The 18,974-nt window shown below is 42.0% G+C and carries 14 protein-coding genes; 6 read left to right on the top strand and 8 right to left on the bottom strand.

The annotated features are described in order from the left end of the window. Positions 1-4 precede the first annotated feature (4 nt). From LC586_RS22140 to LC586_RS22130, 3 genes are all read right to left on the bottom strand, one after another. Entirely contained in the window at positions 5-1,054 is a 1,050-nt protein-coding gene (locus LC586_RS22140; protein ID WP_229486839.1) for a BMP family protein, read from the bottom strand. A 136-nt stretch (positions 1,055-1,190) separates the two neighbouring features. Further along, a complete protein-coding gene (locus LC586_RS22135; RefSeq protein ID WP_229486838.1) occupies positions 1,191-1,451 on the bottom strand; it encodes a hypothetical protein in 261 nt (86 codons plus the stop codon). Next, positions 1,418-1,924 carry an MAPEG family protein gene (locus LC586_RS22130; RefSeq protein ID WP_229486837.1) on the bottom strand — a complete coding sequence of 169 codons (507 nt, stop codon included), beginning with the start codon at positions 1,922-1,924 and terminating at the stop codon, positions 1,418-1,420. The genes LC586_RS22135 and LC586_RS22130 overlap by 34 nt, the downstream gene beginning before the upstream one ends. A gap of 144 nt (positions 1,925-2,068) precedes the next feature. Between LC586_RS22130 and LC586_RS22125 the strand changes: the two genes are divergently transcribed. The 5 genes from LC586_RS22125 to recG all read left to right on the top strand — a co-directional run bounded on the left by LC586_RS22125 (position 2,069) and on the right by recG (position 8,891). Next, positions 2,069-2,983, top strand: a complete 915-nt coding sequence (locus LC586_RS22125; protein WP_229486836.1) for a helix-turn-helix domain-containing protein — start codon at positions 2,069-2,071, stop codon at positions 2,981-2,983. A 217-nt stretch (positions 2,984-3,200) separates the two neighbouring features. Beyond that, entirely contained in the window at positions 3,201-3,995 is a 795-nt protein-coding gene (rpsB, locus tag LC586_RS22120) for a 30S ribosomal protein S2 (RefSeq protein WP_229486835.1), read from the top strand. A 217-nt stretch (positions 3,996-4,212) separates the two neighbouring features. Beyond that, on the top strand, positions 4,213-5,157 hold the full coding sequence (gene tsf, locus LC586_RS22115) for a translation elongation factor Ts (RefSeq protein WP_229486834.1): 945 nt from the start codon (positions 4,213-4,215) through the stop codon (positions 5,155-5,157). A gap of 277 nt (positions 5,158-5,434) precedes the next feature. Continuing rightward, on the top strand, positions 5,435-6,271 hold the full coding sequence (locus LC586_RS22110; protein ID WP_229486833.1) for a hypothetical protein: 837 nt from the start codon (positions 5,435-5,437) through the stop codon (positions 6,269-6,271). Between the two features lie 91 nt (positions 6,272-6,362). Next, positions 6,363-8,891, top strand: a complete 2,529-nt coding sequence (gene recG, locus LC586_RS22105) for an ATP-dependent DNA helicase RecG (RefSeq protein ID WP_229486832.1) — start codon at positions 6,363-6,365, stop codon at positions 8,889-8,891. Between the two features lie 46 nt (positions 8,892-8,937). Here recG and LC586_RS22100 read toward each other — a convergent pair whose 3' ends face one another. From LC586_RS22100 to LC586_RS22085, 4 genes are all read right to left on the bottom strand, one after another. Beyond that, the gene (locus LC586_RS22100) at positions 8,938-10,203 is read right to left on the bottom strand and encodes a hypothetical protein (protein WP_229486831.1); all 1,266 of its coding nucleotides are present in this window, start codon (positions 10,201-10,203) and stop codon (positions 8,938-8,940) included. A 67-nt stretch (positions 10,204-10,270) separates the two neighbouring features. Beyond that, positions 10,271-12,466 (bottom strand): ATP-binding protein, encoded by a 2,196-nt coding sequence (locus LC586_RS22095; protein WP_229486830.1) that lies wholly within the window; start codon positions 12,464-12,466, stop codon positions 10,271-10,273. Continuing rightward, the gene (locus LC586_RS22090; RefSeq protein ID WP_229486829.1) at positions 12,463-12,981 is read right to left on the bottom strand and encodes a hypothetical protein; all 519 of its coding nucleotides are present in this window, start codon (positions 12,979-12,981) and stop codon (positions 12,463-12,465) included. Before LC586_RS22090 ends, LC586_RS22095 begins: the two co-directional genes overlap by 4 nt. A 343-nt stretch (positions 12,982-13,324) precedes the next feature. Continuing rightward, entirely contained in the window at positions 13,325-14,278 is a 954-nt protein-coding gene (locus LC586_RS22085) for a glycosyltransferase family 2 protein (protein WP_229486828.1), read from the bottom strand. Between the two features lie 624 nt (positions 14,279-14,902). Here LC586_RS22085 and LC586_RS22080 point away from each other — a divergent pair. Continuing rightward, entirely contained in the window at positions 14,903-17,065 is a 2,163-nt protein-coding gene (locus LC586_RS22080; RefSeq protein WP_229486827.1) for a PhoX family protein, read from the top strand. Between the two features lie 501 nt (positions 17,066-17,566). Here LC586_RS22080 and LC586_RS22075 read toward each other — a convergent pair. Further along, positions 17,567-18,115: a PEP-CTERM sorting domain-containing protein gene (locus LC586_RS22075; protein ID WP_229486826.1), complete on the bottom strand. Its 549-nt coding sequence runs from the start codon at positions 18,113-18,115 to the stop codon at positions 17,567-17,569. Between the last annotated feature and the right edge of the window lie 859 nt (positions 18,116-18,974).

The raw sequence follows: 18,974 nt of genomic DNA, 5'->3' as shown, positions 1-18,974 counted from the left end.
ATGTTCATGCTTTTTTAACACAGCGTGTATCTTTACCCGCTTCCTGACAATTTTCAAAGGTAATTTTTTTATCGACAATCTCCTGTTTTACTTTTAAAGCATTTTGTTTCACTGTTTCGGGCACTAATGACCCAAATTTACCTAAACTTAATATATCTGCTCTTTCTAAGCCTATAGAATATATTTGTCCTTTAAGTTGTTTTTGTTTTGCAAGTTCTGCTATGTAAGCTATTGCTATATCCAACCTTTTTACTGCACTTGTTAACACTGCTTTGGGCGCAACATCCAACTGGTCTTTTGTATTACCAAAAGCATAAACTCCTTTATCACTAGCAGCTTGTAAAACTGCGGGTGAAGCACTGTCTAACCATTGATAAATTACATCAGCACCAGAAGAAATTAAGGCAAGCGTAGCTTCTTTGGCCTTAGCAACATCATTCCAATTGCCTGTAAACGTTGAAACAATTTGAATATTGGGTTTTACTGATTTCGCTCCTAATTCAAATCCCCGTAGTTCTTCTTGCGTAGCCAGAAATTCTTGCCCAGCAATATAAGCTAATTTATTAGATTTAGTAATTGCTGCGCCAATAATTCCACATAAATAACTACCTTGCAAGTGATCTAAACGCAAAGAGGCAATATTTTCTCCCTTGGAATTACCATTTACACCCACAAAAAATGTATTCTTAAATTGTGCAGCAACTTGTTCTATTGCTGCATCAAATTGTCCTCCGTGGGCGAATACAAGATTATAACCCTGGCGGGCAAAATCTGTTAATGCTTCCGTTTGATCTGCTTGGGCGACTTGTTCCAGATATGCAACTTCTGCACCCAGCTTTTGTTTAGCTAGGTTTATGCCTTCGTAACCAGACTGATTCCAAGCTTTATCAGTGATGACTCCAGGGAGTGCGATCGCTATTTTAAAACCTTCTCCACTACTACTAACTGTTGGTGTCGTGCTTTGATTACTACTGCAAGCTTTCAGCAATAGGCTAGTAGCAAAAGTAGCTGAACCATACAAAATAAATTTACGTCTATTAAAATTTAGGATCATCTACTGCTTTTCGATATTTAGTCCTTATAGTTACTAAGTTTATCACTTAGTACTTCCAAATGAAAGACCATTATGAGCAGGGCTATTTCATTCTAAAAAGCCGCTTAGGTATGTCCAATCCAAAAGAACATAAACGTTAAGCTTGTGCCATGTTTTTAAACATATTGTCCCGATATAAATTGAGTGAAAAATTGCTAGCAAGCACAAAAACTTGAGTCAGGGGAGTAGTGCGAATTCTCGATGCATCCTCACCTTGAGTCACATCCTGAACGTAGTAGACTTTATTTTCAACACCCCAGTATCCTCTGGTTCGTTCAGCTATTTCTTGAGCAGTTTCACTTAAAGATGAAGTCGCTGGCTGGGCTATAAAAATTGCTGCACGCTGTAGTAAAGACAAGCCAGACTGCCGACGATATAAACTAGCCAAGTTCCGAAAAAACCAATCGCCCTACCCGGTGATGGGCCATAGGTCTGTATTAATCCCCAGGCATGGGCAATCCGAGCTAGTGTCAATAGAGTACCTAGCATCCACAACAGTCCTTTCCCAGCTTGCATCCACTCTAGGGCAATTAGGAATATGAGGCTAAGGGGTACGTATTCTGTAAAGTTACCATGCGCTCTGATAGTACGCTGCAACACCCCATATTCTATATTTTTCGTGACAATAGACTGTTGTGTTATTTTTTCCACAAACTCTGCCCAAGCATTCGGATGATCTAGGTAATTGGGCTGTGAGGCAACCTCAGATGGAGATGCACCATGCCAAATCCGAGTACGGGTGCGTTCGATTGCTACTCGATAGGACAAACCCAGAGCAAGTAGCCCATGACAGCCGATAAAAAAAGTTGAAATGGGAATCAGAACAGGCATTGACAATCACTCAAATCAAAATCCTAACTTTGAAAATACTTGGCTGTAATTGTTACTGTCTTTTCAATTCTTGCGGAATATCGAAATCTGCTTTTTGAGACAATAGGGTTGAAGTATTTAAATTGCTATTAATTGCCTCTGCCCATGAATCTGCTAAAAGAGTTTTTGTTCAATCCCCCAGAACGTAAAATTCCCCTTGATCAGCCCCCACTAGAAGCTCTACCCCAGTGGGGACACTGGCTAGAAACACCAGAGTTGATGGTAGCAATCATTCCGCCAGGACATTTAGAAGTCAATATTCGCTCACCACTTAACCTTGTGGTAACCAGCTTTGGGGAAACTCGTGGGATTGCTGCCTTCAATGCTGATCGACTGCAACCTTACCAAGCGCTACCAGGAGGTTTTGATATTGTGCCTCAAGGCAGTACTTATAGTTCGGTGGAAGATGCCTCTTGTTTTGTGGTGTTTGGATATTCCCAATCTTTTCTAGAACGCATAGTCAAAGTGGAAGCAGAGGGACAGACAATTGAATTACATCCAGGGCAAATTCCCAAGACTCATTGGGGCTTGAGTGCTGCGATCGCTATACAAGAATTTTTTTATAATGGACAAACTGGTGGTGCATTTTACTTAGAATCGGTTGCAACGGCGGTGTTGGCACAGATTATTCACCGACGTTCAAACCTATCTGGACGGCTCAAACGTCCACCAGAGTTTTTAGACCCAAATTTGTTAAAGTTTGCCTTAGAATACATCAAAGCGCATCTATCCCAGGAACTAAACCTGAACCAGATTGCTGCCACGGTAGGATTCAGTCCCTACCATTTTGCACGAGCATTTAAAGTCACAACTGGACTGTCACCTTATCAATATGTCCTCCGGTGTCGGCTGGAACTGGCTCAAAAACTCTTACAAAACCAAAGGCGATCGCTTGCACAGGTAGCTATGGAAGCGGGATTTGGTAACCAAAGTCACATGACATCTGTCTTTCAACGAATGCTACACACAACTCCCAAGCGTTATCAGCAAGAAATGAGTAGTATTTTAGACCATGCATGAAACCGATATATGTGTAGTTTTTTGCAAGACGGTTTGAAAATTTGCTATATCTGAATTTTTCACCCATAATCTACAACTCTTCTACTGGGTTAACATAGGGTGTTAACGTGTGTTAACCTAGTATGGTTAACTAATCTCGCACATCTGAGAATTCGGGTGTTTCCAGTTGGAAATGCACTTAGATGGAGGTTTAACCCGAATAGGAGTTAGAAAATATATGCCAGTAGTTTCATTGGCTCAAATGATGGAGTCAGGGGTTCACTTTGGGCATCAGACCCGGCGTTGGAACCCAAAAATGTCTCCTTACATTTATACTTCCCGCAATGGTGTGCATATTATCGACTTGGTGCAAACTGCCCAGTTGATGGATAATGCTTATAACTACATGCGATCGCACGCTGAACAAGGAAAGAAATTTCTTTTTGTCGGCACTAAACGCCAAGCAGCTGGAATTATTGCTCAAGAAGCTAGCCGTTGTGGTTCCCACTACATTAACCAACGCTGGTTGGGTGGAATGTTGACCAACTGGGCAACCATCAAAACACGGGTAGACCGTCTGAAAGATTTAGAACGCCGTGAGGAAACTGGCGCACTAGATTTATTACCGAAAAAAGAAGCATCAATGCTACGTCGGGAAATGACGAAGCTTCAGAAATACTTGGGCGGCATTAAAACAATGCGGAAAGTACCCGATATCGTGGTGATTGTAGACCAACGCCGGGAATATAACGCAGTTCAAGAATGCCAAAAGCTAAGTATTCCGATTGTCTCCATGCTGGATACAAACTGTGACCCAGATGTAGTAGATATCCCCATCCCAGCAAACGACGATGCTATCAGGTCAATTAAGCTGATAGTTGGAAAATTGGCGGATGCCATTTATGAAGGTCGTCACGGTCAGCTGGATGCTGAAGATGATTACGAAGATTACGACGGCGGTGAGTATGACGAAGACTACGAAGAAACCGAATATACTGACACCGTAATTCCCGACGAGGAAACAGACGAATAAGTAAAACAGGGGTGAAGTAAGTGTCCGAAGGAGGGCGGTGGCTGGCAGAGTAGCAGCAAGCCGCCCTAGCCTGCTGCAAATCGTAGGCTAAGGTAGAGACGAAAAAACTCATACCTCATAACTTCATTATTTTTTCTACCCCAGCCCTGAGTAAGATATAAATACTCAACACCCGTGAGCGATTACAACTCGAGGTCAAGTTAGGAATTGAGGCAACATGGCGGAAATATCTGCAAAACTCGTCCAAGAGCTACGCCAAAAAACTGGTGCCGGCATGATGGACTGCAAAAAGGCGCTGATAGAGACTAATGGCAACATAGAAGAAGCCGTAGACTGGCTACGGAAAAAGGGCATCTCTAAGGCGGGCGCAAAAAGCGATCGCGTTGCGGCAGAAGGTCTAGTGGACACTTACATTCAGCCCGGTGGTCGGGTGGGTGTACTCATAGAAGTCAACTGCCAAACCGATTTTGTTGCTCGTAACGAGGCTTTTAAAGCTTTAGTTAAGAACCTAGCAAAGCAAGCTGCGACTGCTGATAGTGTTGAGTCTTTGTTGGCTCAACACTATATTGAACATGAAAGTGCAACTGTAGAAGAATTCATCAAGCAAACTATTGCTACGCTCGGTGAAAACATCCAAGTGCGTCGCTTTATCAATTTTGCACTAGCAGAAGGCACACAAGGTGTAGTAGACAGCTACATTCATACTGGCGGTCGAGTTGGTGTATTGGTAGAACTGGGTTCTCAAACTGAGTCAGTGGCTACCAATCAAGAGTTCCAAAGCTTGGCACGGAACACTGCAATGCAAGTTGCGGCTTGTCCAAATGTCGAGTATGTGAGCGTAGACCAAATCCCCGCCGAAGTTGCCCAAAAAGAAAAAGATATTGAAATGGGCAAGGATGATTTGGCGAACAAGCCAGATAACATCAAAGAAAAAATTGTTCAGGGACGAATTGAAAAACGCCTGAAAGAATTGACTTTGCTCGATCAGCCTTACATTCGCGATCAAAGTATTTCCGTGGAAGACTTGGTGAAGCAAGTGAAGGCGCAATTAGGCGAAGAGATTCAAGTGACCCGCTTTGTCCGCTATATACTGGGCGAAGGCATTGAAAAGCAAGAAATTAGCTTTGCTGATGAAGTCGCTGCACAAATGGGCACTAAGTAATATTAGTTAGGAGTACAGACGCGATTAATCGCGTCTGTACAGGAGTAGAGACGCGATTAATCGCGTCTGTACAGGAGTTAGGAGTTAATAGGAAGTTGCTTCATAATTCATAACTGCTTAAAGGACAGGTCAAGCAGATAGCCTGACCTGTATTTTCTTAGTAGAGACGCGAAATAACGCATTTAATTTAAAATCTAAAATCCTCTGGAAAGTTATCCTAAAATAAATTTGTACATTTGTACTATGTAATAGTTCACATGGGCAAGAACGAAAAGATATGGCAAGAGCAATCGAGCGAATTGAACGAGATATTGCAGCAATAAAAGAAGCGATTCGGGCGATCGCAGTAGAACTACAAAGCGCTTATGCTAGTTATCTAAACACCTTGGGGCTAGCTGTACGAAAACAGTTGATTCTGGCGAGTTACCACCTTTGTACTCAGGGGTATCCTGAAAACTTTCTGAATTTGTCATTGAATCAGCGTCAACAATTGCAACAAGCCATCCGCAAGTTGGGTCAAGTGGCAGGGGAGAAATTGCTTGCTTGTATTAAAAGTGAGGAAGCTGGGGTAGATAAGGGAGATGAGGGGGATGAGGGAGTAACATCCTCTTTATCTTCTGGACTTCTAGATACCTCTAATTCTCAGTCTTTCACCGCCGACACCTCTAATCCTATAGAACTAGTAAAATGGCAACAGAACTTAGAAGAGGTGACGCAAGAGATACTGAAAAAACTTTCGCATGATGCTAATCTTTTAATACAAAAATCTGGGGTATTACCTAAAAAATTACCAGAACCGATTTTAGCCGCAGCTGCGGCGGCGGCATCAGAAGCGTCTGGTGAGGTAATGCCAGGGCCACCCAACTTATTAAACTTAGTAATTGAAATTGAAAATGAGCAGCAGTCAGAAGATTCTGGACTGACGCAAATTATGGCTATTAACCTGCGGCTAGGAGAAATTGAATTTGCTGATGTGACACTCTCATCTGAGCGCAGGCAAATCCGCAGTATTTTAGTTCAGCTAAACAAGCTAGGACGAGAGTATCAAAAGAAACATCGAGAAAGAGCGATCGCAGAAGCTGAAGCTGCATGGCGTGCTAGTTGGTTTGAATAAAGTTATGAGTTATGAATTATGAGTTATGAGTTATTTATTCCTAACTCCTAACTCCTCACTCCTAACTCCTAACTCCTAACTCTGCTGACCAATGACTAATGAAAAACCAGATTGGATACGATTGCACAAAGCCTTGGCAATAGAAGCCGAACGCGGCTTTACAGACTTGGTGGGCAGAGAATACCGTTTCAGTGAATTTCTAAGCCTAACTTTGGGCAAATTCCCAACAGGCTTACCCCAAACTGAACGCCGCCGTTGGCAAGGACTAGCGGTGCAATTTGCTAGTTATCCACATCTAGCACTGGAAGAAAGACAACATTTAGTAGCAGAGACTCGTAGGTATCTCTCCCAATTACAGCAAGAGGAGCAGGGGGAGCAGGGGGAGCAGGGGAAGCAGGGGAGCAGGGGAGCAGGGGAGCAGGGGAGAATTTATCAATCCAAAATCCAAAATCGTTTGACTGAGCGTAGCCGAAGTCCAAAATCTCAAATTATCACTGAGGTGAGTCGGAGGCTTGCACCGAATATTGAGCAAAAACTCAGCGATTTACCAGAAATAGGCTTCAAAAAAGCTGATAATTTGGCACGGCTTGGTTTACACACCGTCCGCGACTTGCTTTTCTACTATCCCCGTGACCACATTGATTATGCACGTCAGGTGAATATCCGCGAGTTACAGGCGGGTGAGACGGTGACAATAGTGGCTACAGTGAAACGTTGCAACTGCTTTACTAGCCCTAAAAATCAGAAATTATCAATTTTAGAACTGGTAGTCAAAGATAACAGTGGTCAAATCAAAATTGGTCGTTTTTACGCAGGTACGCGCTTTAGCAGTCGCGCTTGGCAAGAAAGTTTAAAACGCCGTTATCCAGTAGGTAGTATTTTGGCGGCGTGTGGGTTGGTAAAAGAAAGTAAATATGGCTTGACACTGGATAATCCAGAACTAGAGGTTTTGGCAAATCCAGGAGATTCGATTGAGTCGCTGAATATTGGGCGGGTAGTGCCAATTTATGGATTGACAGAAGGGGTGGTGGCGAATACAGTGCGACAGGCGGTAATTGCTGCTTTACCTGCTGCTGCTAACTTGAAAGACCCTTTGCCAAGTGGTTTGCGACAGAAGTATGGTTTGATGGAATTGAAAGATGCGATCGCTAACATTCATTTTCCCAGTGATAGCGCCGCTCTGCAAGTTGCCCGTCGTCGCCTGGTTTTTGATGAATTTTTCTACCTACAACTTGGGTTACTGCAACGTCAGCAGCAAGCAAGAGCGATTCAAACCAGCGCCATCCTTGTCCCAAGAGGTCAACTTGTAGAGAAATTCCACGAAATACTGCCTTTTCAACTCACAGTAGCACAGCAACGAGTCCTCAACGATATCCTCAACGATTTGCAAAAACCTGTACCAATGAATCGTTTGGTGCAAGGCGATGTCGGTTCTGGTAAAACAGTCGTCGCCGTGCTAGCTATCCTCGCAGCAATTCAATCTGGCTACCAAGCAGCGCTGATGGCTCCCACAGAAGTTTTAGCAGAACAACATTATCGCAAGTTAGTTAGCTGGTTTAACCTCTTGCATTTACCAGTGGAATTACTGACAGGTTCTACTAAAGCTGCTAAACGAAGACAAATACATTCTCAGTTAGGAACTGGTGAATTACCTCTGTTAGTAGGAACCCATGCATTGATTCAAGACCCCGTAAACTTCCATCAGCTGGGGTTAGTGGTGATTGATGAACAGCACCGCTTTGGGGTAGAACAACGGGCGCGTTTGCAGCAAAAAGGTGAACAACCCCATGTGTTAACTATGACAGCTACCCCGATTCCTCGAACGTTGGCACTAACAATACACGGGGATTTGGATGTGAGCCAGATTGATGAGTTACCGCCAGGGCGACAAAAGATTCAGACAACAGTGCTATCGGGTCAGCAACGCAACCATGCTTACGACCTCATCCGGCGAGAAATTGCCCAAGGTAGACAAGTTTATGTGGTTTTGCCCTTGGTGGAAGAATCAGAAAAACTGGATTTGCGATCGGCTGTGGAGGAGCATCAAAAGCTACAAGAAAGCGTTTTTCCCGATTTTCAAGTGGGGCTACTACATGGTCGCATGAATTCAGCCGAGAAGGATGAAGCGATTACCAAATTTCGTGATAACCAAACACAAATTTTGGTTTCTACTACTGTTGTTGAGGTTGGTGTAGACGTACCTAACGCTACAGTCATGCTCATTGAAAATGCGGAGCGATTTGGTTTATCGCAACTCCACCAACTGCGGGGGCGTGTCGGTCGTGGTGCGGCTCAGTCTTATTGTCTGTTGATGAGCAGTTCCAGAAATCCTGATGCTCAACAACGGTTGAAGGTGTTGGAACAATCTCAGGATGGTTTTTTCATCTCAGAGATGGATATGCGTTTTCGTGGCCCAGGGCAAGTACTGGGAACTCGTCAATCTGGAGTGCCAGATTTTACATTAGCAAGTTTGGTTGAGGATGAGGAAGTTTTACTTTTAGCGCGGCAAGCAGCAGAGAAAATTATAGAGATGGATGCAACCTTAGAGCGTTGGTATTTGATGAAAGAAGAGTTGAAGTATCGGTATGAGCGGTTAATGGGTGGGGCGATTTTGACATAGTATACTAAATTCCGCTAAAGCTCTCATCTAGAACTAGAACTTGTTATTACTCATTAGCGCTAGGTGTAGTTTGTCTACCTCCACCTCCACCTCCACCTCCAGGACTAATTATAATAACAGGACCAGTACGTGTAGGTCGTGTAGGTCGGTCAGGAGACTTACAGAAACCCGAACGGTAACCTTGCAGTTGCTCTGCGGCCTCTTGGGGCCAGTTAGCAGTGTTTAAGAACTCCTGAACAGGCTGTGATTGGAGTATATTATCGCAGTCTATCCTAGTAAGATTACCCTCGCTTAAGCGATAACTGAACCCTTTTGGTACCTTGAATCCAGTGGGTCTTTTAACCGATACGATATTAACAGTTCCAACCAAAACATTAATTTCTAAATTGCCATTAACATTATTGGTTTGGATTAAAGTAAGTTCATCCTTCATTGGTGAAACAATCAGCTCGTTAGGGTGGTAAATACTAGGTACGCAGTTAATCGCGTTAACAAATAGAGACATCTGCTCTATTTCTGACAGCAATTTGTCTATCACCGAGCCATTGCCTTTGCGAGTAAGTGCCGAAATTTCAGTAGTTTTATTACTAGCACACTGCATCGATACCACTAAATCGGGATCGTTGACATTCCACTCACCCAAGCTTGCCACTAAACATTTGCCGCCTGTACTTGCTTCACATTTTTGGGTTGCTTCCTGGCAAGCAGCTTCCGGTGAAAGTGAACCTGTTGAGGTCATCCACTGACCCATTTTTGGGTTGGCTACTGTACTACAGTAATATCTAACTAGATCGGTAGAAGCTTGAGCTTGCAGGAGATTTTTAGAGGCTGTCGTACTGTAAGTATTTTTAGAGCCTGAAGGTGGAACTTTGGAGCTATGCAACTGAGATCCTACTGGTACTACCCATAATCTATCACTACATGAACTGCTACGTTGCCGCCACCCGTATAAAACAGAACCACTTACCTTACAAGGAAATGTGTAAGCAGAAGTGACAGAAGCAGGCCCAGCTTGTACTAATCCTCCAATTTGACTATCTATTTGGTTTCGTAGACTAAGCCGTGACAGGGATTTCTTAGAAGCAGGAATTCCTATAGCATCTTTATACTTTTGCATTCGCTGTCCTGCCAGAGCCTTGCCAGAGTCTGTAGCACCTAGAAGCAGTCTCACTCCAGGATCGGATGCGTAATTAATCACCGCAGTTTCAGGGATTTCAGCATAGCTTGTGATACAAGTTGTCAAAATGTACAAAGGAATCAGTAACGCTGCTGTAGCAGGCTTTAGCAGATTTAAATGATTTGTATTGCTCATACTGGTTTAAGGTGTACAAATAATGAAAAATAGTGGTGATTTTATTAGTACAATCAACTAGATTTAGCTACTCACTTAAAACAGGTATTTGGAATTTTTCATAGCATAAATTAATCCTTTGGATTGCATGATCGTAGGGAAATTGAAATATTGAAGTAGTAAGAGTTTCTTGATTTAGAACTGTACAATTTGGAGCTTGATAGGGGTCTAATCCATACCAATCACAAGTTTTCTTAGTATATTTCAGCCACTGTTCTCTTATGTCAATTAAAGTTTTACAAGGGATAATATCTGCTTCGTATTGACTATCTAGGATAGAATTCTGGTTTATGTCAGCCCCTGCTCCCATTTTGTCTGACATTAAAATGTCATAGGTTTTTTTTAGTGCATCATCATAATGACCATTCTTTAAGTCATTTTCAAGATTTTTAAATAGCTTTGCTTGAATTACCTGTGCTAGAGATTCCTCAGATTTATCTGATAATTTTTGTATTTTTAATTTTTCTTGAGGATTTTCCTTGAAGTTCCTGAGAAGTTTGACAGTCGCTGCTCTTACCTGGCGGTAGTAAGGTAGCGATCGCTCTATATTTCCTTCATTTCTCAGACTGTCTGCTTCTTTGAGAAAATCGGGTAAGGAATTGAGAATTTTTGTCGTATCTGTGCCGAGAAAAACAGCATCATTGGTTTGTTTAAACCTCTGTTGCTCCTGTCCAAAATACCATTGCTGCAACCCAAACAATATTCCACCAATTGCGAAGGCGATCGCAACTGCAATTCTCCGTCTTTGCAGGCGATCGCGCAACCCTACACTAGCATCAATAAACTGATTCGCAGTCGGACTAAACCCACCCAAAATTTGATTAAACGTTGAATCCTTTCGCAGTTCTAAAATCTGCTCCAACTTGGAACCAGCCCATAGTTCATCGTCTGCTTTCTTGACTTGCCAATGTGCAACATCGTCATTGAGCCTATTACGTAGAGCTATAGCCTGACGATTTTCCTGAATCCAAATATTTAAATTAGTCCAAGAAGTCAGCAGCGTTTCATGAGTAATTTCCACTGTAGATTCTTGAGGTATTGATTGGCTATTACTCACCAATAAATTCTCATTAATCAACTTCACCAGTACAATGCGCTCAAGTTCATTACTAAACTCAAACATCAAAGCCCTTCTGCGAACTGGTCTCCATTCAGTACCAGATTCAGAATCTTTACCGATGTCAACCAGTTTTAAAAAAATACTCTGAGCAGCTAACTTTTCTTGTTTTGTTAATGCTCCATAAATGGAATCTACCCGTTGTTGCAGCGCTCCTCTAACACCACCTAACTGACGGTAAGTGCTGGTATTTAATGTCCGATCTTGGATACTGCTACTATTTATTTCTGTTTCCCAAAGTAAATTCAAAGTGTATTGTAATAACGGTAAATAACCTGCTTGTCCCTGGATATCCTTAATAATTTCCCCTACTAAGCCAGTTTCAAACACGACACCATGATGTGCCGCAGGTTGTTCAATTGCCAATCGCAACTCATCAGCTTGCATTTCTGCAATCAATGGACGATGTTTCTGTGTAGCTTTTACTAGTTGGGAATAAGGGCTTAACCTATCAAGAAAATCAGCCCGCATTGTTGCGATAATTTTCACGTTTGGCTGCTTGGTTTTACTCCAATTCACCAAGCTAGCAATAAACTGAGCACACTTTTGTGGTTGAGTGGTAGTGAATAATTCCTCAAACTGGTCAATTAAGATGAACCAATAAGACTCAGACTGTTTTAACCTCGTCACCACCTGAGTTAGAGTATCAACTTTTGCTTCACGGGCAATTTGGGCTTCAGATTGCCTATATTTACTAAGTAAGCTGGCATAAAAAGATTCAAACGGGTCAGCATCTGGAGTAAACATAAAGTGTACTAACTGTGACCCCTTTTTTTGTACTAGCCAAGGAATCAGCCCTGCACGCACAACTGATGATTTACCACTACCACTGGCTCCTAATAACAAAATTAGGTTAGTCTGTTCTAGTTCATTTACCAAACCCGTAAGAAATTGATCGCGCCCAAAAAAGATATCTTTATCTTCCGGCTCAAACTTCTTTAAGCCTTTGTAGGGTGAATTTTCTCGAAATTGACGGGTTTTAATCTCCTCAATAGAGATTTGTAGAATTTGAGTTTGGTTAAAGGTAACAACGTTACTGTCACCTATCGAAATATTACTAATATTTTGCCTAACTTCATCCTGGCTATTAGGAAATTCTTGGCTCATATCCCCGCCCAGACCTTAGCAACTAGAGGAGCTAATTTCAACACTGGGTCAGCTAGTTCTGCCACGCCTGTTAAACCTTTTTTCAATGCTTCAATTGATTGTTCTACTAAGTTCTTATCTGGCTTGGGCTTTTTCAATTCCTCTTCGATTGTCTTTATCGGCACTTCTAAAGTTTTCTTTTCTATCGAGTTGAGGGAATTACTTGCTACAATATCTTCTTTTAATGTTAAGAGTAACTTTAAGGCTGATTGCACATCAGCATTCTCAACTTTAGCTTCAGTTCTGTTTTGATTGACGCTGCTTCCTTGATCTGCCTGAAGCTGATTAAATCCAATATCAGAGTTTCCATCACCAATGTTGATCCCTGCAATATTCTGCGAATGGGATTTTGCAGCTTTCGCAGCAGTAGATATAGGGTCTAAAACGCTAGGTAAAGACTGTTGCAATTCCAACTTTTCTGAGGGTGTGAGATTTTTGATAATCTCTAAAACTTCGCTAACGCTGTACTTTGGCATATGAAGCGCATCTCACTTATGTATGCTGCAACAAGATAATACATTAAGATTCAAATGCAAATCAAAGTATTTCGGATTATTTTCCAGATTTAGGGAGAAAATTTAGCAAATGCCCTATGCCTAATATTTTCAGGCTCTGGATTCAATCAAGATAACCGTAGCTTATTATACTAATTATTAAAAGTTGCAATCAAACCCTGCACTTACATTTTGATGAAGTAGTTGAAATATTGCTGTTACAAGGAAAACTGTTTTTAGGTAGCCAAGGTTGTACAATTACTTGGACACATCCCTGATTTGAAGCCAAATTAAAATCGCACCCTGCTTGCACCTCAATTTTTAATCAAGATATTTGCTGCATTTCAGCATAAGCTTGATAAACACCCTTCACGTTATACCAGTTGAGGAAAATTCGGGCAATTTCTAAAGCTAATTGTGGTTTACCTAAGTTAATTAGCCATTGCAACAATGGAGCCATCGTTCGTTCATTTAGCGTACCATTGAGTGAAAGAATGCCCCAAAGTAAACGATGCAGCCAAGTCATTTGAATCATCATTCGCACTTCCCATGTAGGATGTTTTTGATAAAATAAAACACCCATACGTCCGCGTTGAATTTCTTGGTCAATTAATCGGGGAATTTGCTCTAATTTAAATGCTGGATGCCAGTGATAGCCAACGGCTTCGGGACATTTAGTTAGTGTCAAACCTAGTTTTTTGAGCCGTACACCTAGTTCTAAATCTTCCCAGCCATAGAGTTGAAAGCTGGTATCAAAAAGTCCGGCTTTCTCTAGCCAATGTTTGGGAATTGCTACATTGCCGGTAGCAAAAAAAGCTGCTGAAAAATCTGTTACTTTGTAGGGTTCAGAAGTTGGATTATCGAAATTACAAGTATTAATAACTGCACCGTAAGTGAAAAAGCGATCGCTTTCCAATTTCTCCTTTCCCTGCACTAGCGCCTCCGCATGAGCTTGCAGGAAATTCTTCAGCACTACTAAATCACTATCAATAAAGATAATTGTGTCTCCCAGTGCCTGTTTTACACCCAGATTCCGCGCCGCAGCTGGGCCAGCATGATCTTGCTGAAACCAGCGCACATGGGGAAACTCTTCTTTGTGTCCTGCTAACCACTCTAATGTGCCATCAGTAGAACCATCATCCACTAAGACAATTTCGTAATCAGTAACCGAACTTGACTTACTCAACTCCTGCACCTCCAAGGCGCGGAGGCACTTTTCTAAAATCGGTTGGCGATTATAAGTCGGTATCACAACGCTGAAAAACACAGTCTCACCCACAACACTATTTATCCATCTCCAGGATAGGACAGATGCGACGCTGACACTGTTCCTTATCTGATTCTAGTTACGGAAATGGTCAATCTACTGATGATGCAATATTTGCTGGGTCTTAAAAAATAGGTATATAAGTTTACCATATTTCAAATCGGAAAATATGTATTTTTGTATGTCTGTTCAATATTACAGCAGATTTCAAGTTGGTGAGGTACACAAGCTAAGTCTGTTATCCAGGTATAAAGCGTGTTTTACTCCTGAATTCTGTATTCTGAATTCTGAATTCTGCTGTATGTTGTTTTTACAGTTACAGGTATTTGTGCTTTTAAAGCTTATTTTCTCGTAAATAATAACAGTTGATAAATTCAAATTAATCAATATATAACCTGATGTTAATCAGTGATATTTAAATTAATAAAAGCTTGATAATGTTTCTTTGCCTAAGCAGTATCAGCTAGTCTTAATTTGTTATTCACTGCTATTTATTGGCTGTTAAAAAAGTGTCAATTTTCAATAAATATCGAAGTAATTTATGTAAATATTTAAAGTTTTCCTTTACAAAATTACTCATCTTATTGAGAGATGAACTGAATAACAACCTCGTAAGCCTTAAATGGAGAACAAAGAATGAAAGGACGCTTTCACCCTAAAAACAATTTGACCCTCAACCCATCCGCTAACGAGTCAATTCGTGATGTGATTGACCGCGTTAGTCTAAGTCGGCGGCGGTTTATCATGACGGCTGTGGGTACGTCGGTGCTAACTGTTCTGGGCGATGTTTCTATCGGTGGCTTTCTCCAAAGTGTTGATGCAGCTCCGATTCCCAAGGGAACGGGATTTGCTGGCATAGGCTTTAAGAGCATCCCACCGAATCTACTCAACCCAGCTACAGGGCTGCTGGAAAAGGATCTTGTCAGTGTTCCTGAAGGTTATACAGCCAAAGTACTGATTGCTTGGGGAGATCCGATCGCGCGTGGTGGCCCAACTTGGCTACCAGATGCCTCCCAAGATGCGGCTGCTCAAGAAAAGCAGTTTGGTATGCACAATGACGGTATGTACTACTTCCCTTTACAGCCAGGGAATGTTGTTGGTCGGACAGTAAGTTCACAAACAAGATCGCTAAGAGGCTTTTTAAACCAGCCCATCAATATCGGTCTGCTGTGCGTCAACCATGAGTACACCCAGGAATCAATTTTGCATCCCGATGGTCTGGATGTAGTCACAATTGCCAAGGTACGGAAGTCTCAGGCTGCTCATGGCGTGTCTGTTGTGGAAATTTCCAAAAACGGCAATGAGTGGAGTTTCAATCGTAATTCGTCTTATGGTCGCCGCATTACCGGCAACACCGAAATCAGAGTTTCGGGGCCTGCGGCTGGCGATGCGCTATTGAAGTCGAAGAAGTTTAACATTACGCCAACTGGCTCTGTTGACACTGGCACACTGAACGACGGCTACACCGCTTATGGTACACTCAACAACTGTGCCAACGGTTACACACCTTGGGGAACTTACTTGACCTGTGAGGAAAATTGGAACGGCTACTTTGCTAATCCTACAGGAGATGTAGTTGCAGTTGCGGGCATCGAAAAGTCTGATATCCTGGCAGGACAGAATCGGTACGGCATTTCAACAGCATCTAGCTATCGCTGGCCCGAAGTTGATCCACGCTTCGATGCCAGCACCAACCCACTTGAACCCCATTTATTCGGCTGGGTGGTTGAGATTGATCCCTACGATCCGCAAAGCAAACCAGTCAAGCGCACTGCTCTTGGTCGGTTCAAGCATGAGAGCGCTCAGGTTGTTGTTGACGACAATAACCGTGTTGCTTTCTATCAGGGTGACGACGAGCGCAACGAGTATATCTACAAGTTCGTTTGTGCCCAACCTTTCAATCCCGGAAATCGTTCTGCTAACTGCGATTTGCTCGACAACGGTGTTCTGTACGTTGCCAAATTCAATGACAACGGTACTGGTGAGTGGATTCCTTTGGTCTACGGTCAGCGTGGTTTGACACCAGAAAATGGTTTTAGAAGTCAAGCTGAGGTGCTTGTCAAGACAAGACAAGCTGGCGATCGCGTCGGCGCAACCATGATGGATCGCCCAGAGTGGGTAGCTGTGCGTCCTCGCATCGGTGGATATAAAGAGATTGAAGTTTACTGCACATTGACCAACAATAATCGTCGGGGCACAACTCCAGTTTCCTCCAACCAGCCAGACGGCACAACAGCAGCAGGCGGTGCGCGTCCTCCCGTGAATGCTCCCAACCCACGTCCTGACAACCGTTACGGTCACATCATTCGCTGGCGCGAGGATGGACGTAAAGTTACAACAACTACCTTCAAATGGGATATCTTCTTTGAAGCTGGGGACAAAACTAGACCCGAACCAAATCTTCAGGGCAACATTAAAGGTGACGACTTAAGTTCACCAGATGGTCTGTGGTTTGACGACTTCGGTCGCCTCTGGATTCAGACCGACCACTCAGGCGATGGTATCGGTGATTTGGTAAACATCGGTAGCAACACCATGTCGTGTGCTGACCCCAACACTAAACAAGTTAGGCGCTTCTTAACCAGCCCTACGGATTGTGAGGTAACTGGTATTACCAGCACACCCGATGGCAAAGCGATGTTTATCAACATCCAGCACCCTGGCGATCGCGGAACTACCTCGAATCCCACGATTGCCAGCAACTGGCCTAACAGTCAAGGGTATGGCCCATCAGGTCGCCCACGTTCATCAGTGGTAGTAATTACCCGTAATGATGGTGGCGTTGTTGGTGGTCTTTAAAGACGATAGGAACAGATTTATTTAGCGATCGCTCCTTTGTCACTACAGTATCTTAAATAGTTTTAACCAGTTCCGTGGGTTTAAGTCCCCCGGTTCAATAAAAATTTTGTTTTGTGTTGGGGTTAAATCCCAATACAGTTCAGTTAAGCATTTTTTCTTCTCTTTCTTCTCTTCCTTTTCTTCCTTCTCTTCGAGACGCTGCGCGAACGTGTCCTTTGCGTTCTTTGCGGTTCGTTAAAAAAATTCACTTTGACAAAGAGTAAAGCCTTAACCCAAGCGTATTGGGTTAAATCCCCATTACAAAACAAAATTTACGAAAGCGTTGCGGGGCGAAGCCCATTACGAACTTGTACTGAGCGACTTGTGCCGACTTGTGCCGAGCGAAGTCGAGGTAGCGAAGCCGAGGTAAGCCGAAGTATTACGAATTACGAATTATTTAAATCACCTTAATCCTTAACCTAAACACGGGCAAGGATAAGGTGATTTACTTATTGTCTACAGTTAACCCACAACTTTTGTTGCTCTCTTCTTACGTTGCATCCACAATCCCATAACACCAGCAATAGCCGTACCACCAACAGCTAACGGTTCTGGTACTTTAGCGTAGCTTACAGTACCCACCTGTGTTGTGTTTACTGATTGGTCAATCACAAAAAATTTGTTTCCTCCTACATCTGGAGTGTTTGGCTCACTTCCGATCGCAAACTGGTCTGCAACAAAATAGCTTAGTCCCAGAACTTCGCCATTATTGAAGCTGGCTATAGGAAAACTGTTGAAATCAGCATCATCTACCTCTGTATAGTTAGTACCTAAGTAGTTGAATGTAACTGCTAATCCATTCTCAACTCCTAATGTCTCAAGACCTGTATTGGTTAAGGTCGAGTCATCGTATTGAAAAGAGCCGAAATACTGACCGGGATTATCGCCAGATGTGGCATTCACAGTGAAACCGTAATTGACTAAAGCAGCTTGCGTTGGATTAGCCCCAATAGCAGCAACAGAGATGGTAGCTGCAATAGTAGCAATGCCAAGATTTTTAGCTAATTTCATCAAAAAATACTCCAAAGTTAAAAAATGGATAATCCTGTAATTTCACTTAAATAAGCTTTTAAGCGCTCTGTAGAGGTTAAGAAATTTCAAACAAAAGATTATTTTTATAAAATCTTTAAGCTTGTCACGTATATATAAATTTTGTGTAAAGTAAAAATTTAACTCATCCACTCGGCATCAAAAAGTTTCAAACCTCTGACTTTAGATATTTGTCATTAACAACATTTTTGTTACTGTCAAGTTGTCATTAAATCAGATGGAAATGATTCATCGAACCGTATTAGTAGTAAGTGAATATGCAAATCTGAAGCTGATAATTTTTAAAATTTTATTCAAAAGTTAGAGAAATCAGTAAAAAAGATTATTATTCTCAATATATATTTATCTAGAAATATCGCGCATCAGAAAAGTGTTTATCACCTATATCAGTAGGATATCAAAAGATAATGATTATCATCCTCTCAGGCAGAATGGGAGGTCGATAGCGAGTTTTTATTACCAATAAACTAATGTGTAATTAGTAACAAATTATTAACAGGATGATTGCTGGAAATTGTAAGTGTCAATCTACTTTAATTTCTGATTTTAACAAAAGCATTACCATTTCTTAAATTAGGTAGTATAACTTTTTAATAGAGAGATATTTTTTTCTAGTATTCGTATATTTATTAATCTACAAAAACATATTTTCAGAAGAAATTGGTGAGTAATTTTATAAAAAGGCATGGAAAATTTTTTTTAACTGTAGCCTGTTCAAAGACAATATTTAAGGATATACATTCCGAATTAAGAAAATCCTCGCCACAAATACGGTGGGTGATAATTTTTGAAGCTAATACTGTACTGTAAAAAGGTTTTT

The organism is Nostoc favosum CHAB5714, assembly GCF_020829495.1.
GTDB classification, from domain to species: Bacteria; Cyanobacteriota; Cyanobacteriia; order Cyanobacteriales; family Nostocaceae; genus Nostoc; species Nostoc favosum.
Note: the sequence above shows the minus strand (reverse complement) of the source record. Positions and strands in the feature narration are given on the sequence as shown.